Origin of the sequence: Sphaerochaeta sp. S2, from assembly GCF_016406725.1 — a bacterium.
Taxonomy (GTDB): Bacteria; Spirochaetota; Spirochaetia; order Sphaerochaetales; family Sphaerochaetaceae; genus Sphaerochaeta.
Genome location: NZ_JAEKNT010000501.1, coordinates 1 through 5459 on the forward strand (window position 1 = coordinate 1; position 5459 = coordinate 5459).

At 49.5% G+C, this 5459-nt stretch carries 6 protein-coding genes; 3 read left to right on the top strand and 3 right to left on the bottom strand.

What is annotated here, in order from left to right; translation table 11 throughout:
• The 3 genes from JF818_RS14575 to JF818_RS14585 form a co-directional block, all read right to left on the bottom strand.
• A partial coding sequence (locus JF818_RS14575; RefSeq protein ID WP_198892697.1) for an aldehyde dehydrogenase family protein occupies positions 1–454 on the bottom strand: 454 nt, incomplete at its 3' end.
• Positions 455–655: 201 nt separating this feature from the next.
• On the bottom strand, positions 656–1771 hold the full coding sequence (locus JF818_RS14580) for a Gx transporter family protein (protein WP_198892698.1): 1116 nt from the start codon (positions 1769–1771) through the stop codon (positions 656–658).
• Entirely contained in the window at positions 1758–2135 is a 378-nt protein-coding gene (locus JF818_RS14585; protein ID WP_198892699.1) for a NusG domain II-containing protein, read from the bottom strand. The genes JF818_RS14580 and JF818_RS14585 overlap by 14 nt, the downstream gene beginning before the upstream one ends.
• Positions 2136–2361: 226 nt before the next feature.
• Here JF818_RS14585 and JF818_RS14590 point away from each other — a divergent pair, with 226 nt between their 5' ends.
• The 3 genes from JF818_RS14590 to JF818_RS14600 are packed head-to-tail and all read left to right on the top strand — an operon-like array spanning position 2362 to position 5303.
• Entirely contained in the window at positions 2362–3093 is a 732-nt protein-coding gene (locus tag JF818_RS14590) for a response regulator transcription factor (protein ID WP_198892700.1), read from the top strand.
• A 3-nt stretch (positions 3094–3096) separates the two neighbouring features.
• Positions 3097–3810, top strand: coding sequence for a response regulator transcription factor (locus JF818_RS14595; protein WP_198892701.1), 714 nt, complete (start codon positions 3097–3099; stop codon positions 3808–3810).
• Positions 3807–5303, top strand: a complete 1497-nt coding sequence (locus tag JF818_RS14600; protein WP_198892702.1) for a HAMP domain-containing sensor histidine kinase — start codon at positions 3807–3809, stop codon at positions 5301–5303. The genes JF818_RS14595 and JF818_RS14600 overlap by 4 nt, the downstream gene beginning before the upstream one ends.
• Positions 5304–5459: the final 156 nt, after the last annotated feature.

Genomic DNA, 5459 nt, shown 5'->3' on the forward strand with positions numbered 1-5459 from the left:
CCTTTGCTCTTGGGTGTGGACTGAAGATGATCGCGTTACGGGTCTTCAGGGCGATCAGGCTCTTGAAGATTGCGGTACTGGTTGGGTTGGTGGTAGGGATAATACCGCAGATGACGCCCTTCGGCTCAGCAATTTTCTTGATACCGAAGGCCTGGTCCACCTCAATGATTCCACAGGTCTTGTCATCCTTGTATTTGTTGAAGATGTATTCTGCGGAGAAGTGGTTCTTGATAACCTTGTCCTCCACAATGCCCATGCCGGTCTCTTTCACCGCCATTAAGGCCAACTTGATACGCTCGTCGTTTGCTGCAATGGCAGCAGAGCGGAATATGGCATCGACCTGTTCCTGTGAATAGGTAGCGAATTTGGCTTGTGCACGTTTTACACGTTCGATCATGTCCTGGAGTTCTTTCTGTCCTGCAAAAAGCTCTTCGGTTTGTTTCTTATCAGCCATGATGTACTCCTCGTTAAGGTTTCTTGGCTACAATGTATAAAAATATATCTAATAAGGTCAATACGATTTAAAAAAATAAAAGGAATAAAAATACATAAGAAAATGCACTAAATATCAGATTAGTGCATATATAAATAAAATAAATTGGAAAAATTTAAAAATAAAATGACAGTAGTATCAAATAATATTACCCGATAGAACTTAATATACTATTAAGCTTATGAGTGAGACAGCAAGTACACCCAAAACAATAAAAAGGAACAGTGGTATGTTGATTGGCTTTTTATGCGTGGTTGGAGGTGTTTTATCAGTACTTTTCCCACTTGCAGTTGCCTGCAGTGCCTGATCTACACGTTGTATGACAGAGCCTTTTGTTTCCCGGAATGATCGGGTGAGTAGGCTGAAATAAGCAAGGGTTAGGGCAAGCAGGGTGCCAGCTTTTCCTTCAATCTTTGGATTACTTGCACTCAGGCTCTGGCTGGCTGAGAGGAGGGCGAGCAGGCGGAGAGCCTTGGTGAGGGCAATCGTTAGCGAGCCTTCGGTGAAGGCAAGCGTTCCCATGCTGAACAATACTTTCCCATTAGGTTCAAACAGGCTTAACACAACCAGTGAGAAGATAAGCATAAGGGCTGGTATGATCCGGATCCTTCTCCCTGCGACCCATTGCAGGAGATACATCAATGCGGTGATAACAGCAAGTGTGATGAGACCTTTTGCGAGGAGGATTGCCACAATGGCAAGCAGAGAGGCAAATAGCAGGTGTTTGTGAGGGACTTTCTCTTCGGTGGGAGGTATGGAGAGGGAAAGGGTTCCCTGTGTGAGTGCTTTTCCCGTTGTTCCCCTCTGTAGATAAATCTCAGCAAGCAGTCCCAACGCAAAGCTGGTGACCATGCCGAGTGCAAGCATAAGCGGTGCGGCTATCCAGATGGAGGGGCCATAGGCAACCCAGGAAGCAACCTGGAGTTGGGACAGATTGCTTACAAAGGCCCCAAGCAGGGAACAGCCAACAAGGCTGACCTTAAGTCCAAGGAGTTGCTTGGCCCCTTTCATGGCGATACCGCTGCTCAGGGTGCCTGCAAGGGAAATCAGGAAGAGGTAGGAGAAGAGTGTTCCACTTACCATGCCTTGGCCGACTGCCTTGAGCAGCAGGATAATGAAGAATGGACCAAAGGACATACCATCGAGGATGACCAGGAGGGGGAGGTTTGCCAATCCCAAACGAAGGAAGGGAAGGGGTTTCGGAATGAGGTACTCCAAGGTGGAAAGCAGGAGGGTTGTTGCACTGATGAAGGCTATTTTTTTCTCAGTTTGCGACATCATCAACCTCCAGATTCTCGCTGTTGCTGCCTACGATGGTAAGCAGCACCTGGTTTGGAAGGCACGCGATCCAGGAGCGTGCATTTGAAATGGGTTTCTGGAAGGTGCAGCTCTTGGTGGGGCAGGCTGAGTCCTCGATGTGGGCGTGACCATCCTCGATGACTATGTGGGTCTCCCCCAGTGGCCCTTGTACGGTAATCTCACGATCGACATCGAGACTGTAGCGGTAGGTGGCTTCACTGCTCTGGACCTGGACATAACCGCTTCCCCCGCTGGCAGTCTGCCTGCTGATGGCAACAAGGGCAAGAATGCAGAGGGCAAGGATGAGAGTGTCTCCAATGAGGGTTTTCCACCTGAGTTTCATTGGCCAAGTGTAGCGTGGAAGCCTATCCAGTGCAATAGACGGGTGTTTTGGTCGGATATCTCCACACGCGTGCAGAATGGATGAATTATGTGATTATCAGCTGTTGTATTTGACAGCCAGTACACACCCTGTCTATTATTAAGAGGAAATGTGAAGATAATGTGGAGATATGTGTTGAATCCACAAGAACGCTTGTCAGACGAGCAAAGGTATGGTGATGTTGCATATGAAGATGATTTATGTCGTTGACCCCACAAATGAGGATCGAGAAGGGGTAAAGCAGTATCTCGAGCTTTCAGGATATGAGGTGCATGTGTTTGAGGAATTGCATGCTGTGCAGGTGGCTATAAGCCGTCAGGTGCCTGACTTGATGCTTCTGGAAGTACAGTTCTCTGATGGGGATGGTTTCAGCTATATCAAGAAACTGAAGCAGACCCATTCATTTCCGGTCATCTTCGTGACAAGCAGGGTTGCTGAGAGTGATCGCATCCTAGGTTTTGAGTTGGGAGCTGACGACTATGTATGCAAGCCGTTCAGTTTCAAGGAGTTGGTGCTCAGGGTACACGCACTGTTCCGCCGAATTAATGTCAGTGTCTCCTCTTACCGGGGAGGTTCCACCTGGGTATTGGCAGGGTCTGTACTGCAGTTCGACGAGGTAAGTCACCTCTTCACCTTGGACGGTTCACAGATACCGCTTACCGCTGCAGAGTGGAGGATTATGAGTTACTTGGTGAGCAATAGTGGAATTCTCATCACCCGCTCACAGATATTGGAGCACTGCTTTGATTATAGTTTTGAGTCGTATGACCGAATTGTCGATACGCATGTGAAGAATATGCGTGCAAAGATGGGGCCCATGGGGCCACAGTGGATCGAGACAGTCAGGGGATATGGTTACCGGTTCGCCGGTAAGAGTACTTCCAGCCTTCCCGGTAAGGGAAGCGAAGGGGAGGAATAACCAATGGCAGAAACACAGGACCTTATATATATAGTAGAGGATCATGAAGTGATCCGTGAGGGGGTTCGCCAGTACCTCGAACTCTCGGGGTATCAAGTAAAAGGGTTCGCAACTCTCAGGGCGGTTCGGGAGGCTGTTGCCAAAGAGGTCCCATCCCTGCTTATCCAGGATGTCATGCTCCCTGACGGGGATGGTTTTGCTTTTGTGAAACAGCTCAAGGAGAAGAGTGACTGTCCGGTGATTTTCATGACTGCACGCAGTGAGGAGAGCGACAGGATCCTCGGGTTTGAACTCGGTGCTGATGACTATATCTCAAAGCCCTTCAGCCCAAAGGAGTTGGTACTCAGGGTGCAGGCAGTGCTCAGGCGATACCGGAACAACAGTTACAGCCCAAGCGATGGCTTTCTATACGTCAATGACCACTCGATGCGCTTTGATGAGACCGACCATCAACTTCTGGTTGATGGAGAGGAGGTTATCCTGACCGCTGCTGAGTGGAGAATCCTTGCATTCCTGATCGAAAACTCACACCATTTGGTTTCTCGTTCCCAGATTCTTGAGGAGTGTTTCGACTATGCTGTCGACTCCTATGAACGGGTGGTCGATACCCATATAAAGAATATCCGCTCCAAACTTGGAGACGGTCCCTGGATCGAGACGGTTCGTGGCTATGGCTATCGTTTTATTGGGCATGAGAAGGAAGGCGCAGTGTTATGAGAAGGCAGTTCGTAAGACTCTTCCTGGGATTCGTATTGGTGGTTGCCGTAGTGGTGGGTATCCAGACTACGGTATTCTTGGTGACTATCCACCACCAGCGACTTAACTGGACAGAGTCTGTCTTCCAGGACTATCTCTCTGCATTGAGCAAAAATCTGACAGCAGGGTTGGAGGGTCGCAGCTACTCCTTGATCAGCCTTGAGGAAGTCCTGCTGCGCTCCGCCGATGACCGGGTCAGTGGTTTGTATATCCGCAATCCTGATGGGACAGTGGCCATCGCCTATGGCATGACCAGTGCTGGTGCCTCCCTACCTGTTCCTCCCTCTGATGAGTTTGAGGGTATGCGGCCGATGATGAGTTCCCCTGCAATGCAACGAGCCCACCAGCAGATCTCTGAACAAGGATTCTCTGCAAGCGAGATGCACAGTTCTGTCTATGAGGTGCATATAGAAAAGGATTCCGATACTTCCTCTCTCTCGGTGAACCAACAATCTGCATCACAGACACATACGATTCTCCTTCCTCCCCAGGTGAAGGCTACCGATATTGCCGGGAGCTTGGTCATCTCCTATAACGATGAGGTGATTGCCTTGGTTGATGTGCTCACCTTTACTCCCTTTACCTACAAGAATACCGGTTACCTCTTCAAGGGCTTGCTCTTTCCGATTCTCTGGGCGATGCCGATTGCCTTCGTCATTGCCCTTATGATGGCAGCTTCCATTTCAAAGCGGAGCGAACGCTATACCCAGGGGATCCAGAAAGCACTGGAGCAATTGAGCAGTGGAGAGAACGGGGTTGAGCTCCCCAAGACCAAGATAGATGAGCAGCGGGTGATCAATGACTCGATCAAGATGCTTGATGAGAACCTTGCCCAGCATAAAAGAAGCCGGCAGGCTTGGCTCAGGAGTATCTCCCACGACCTGAATACTCCGGTTGCCAGTATGAAACTGCTTCTTGATGGAATTGCTGACGGGGTGTTTCCTGCAAATGAGAAGACCTTGATGTCACTCAAGAAAGAGAATGATGCTCTTTCAGCTCGTATATCCCAGGTTGTGCTGTATAGCAATCTCCAAAGTCCCGACATGAAGGTAACAAGAGAGGAAATAGCAATCCCTTCCTTCATCCAGCAAGTGTTCTCTTCATTAACCAAGGAAGAGCAGGATCGTATCTATCTCGACGCTGAGGACGCCGCCTTGCAGGGTGACCAGAACCTGCTCAGCTATGCATCCCGTGCCATGCTCTCCAATGCCTTGCAGTCAAGCGAGGGCTCGGTTGGCTGGTCCATTGGGAAGAACACCATGACCTTCACCAACAAAGGGACGATTGCAGAAGATATAGATTTCTTTGAGCCCTGGAGCAAGGGGGATTCCAGCCGAGGTACTTCCGGTAGTGGCTTGGGCTTGCCCATCACTGCCCAGATCATGCGTCTCCATCAAGGGAATGCAGAGATCAGCCAGAGAGAAGGGGAGGTTGTGGTAAGCCTCAAATGGTGAGGCTCATCATCTCCTTACCGTTCTCCAGTTCATAGATGGTAAACGTACGGTCTTCCAACAAGCAATAGCTGGCCGGGTACCCACCCTTTGGCAGGGATACTGAGCCAGGGTTGATGAAAAACATTCCATCCCTCTTCTCAGCAACAGGAATATGGG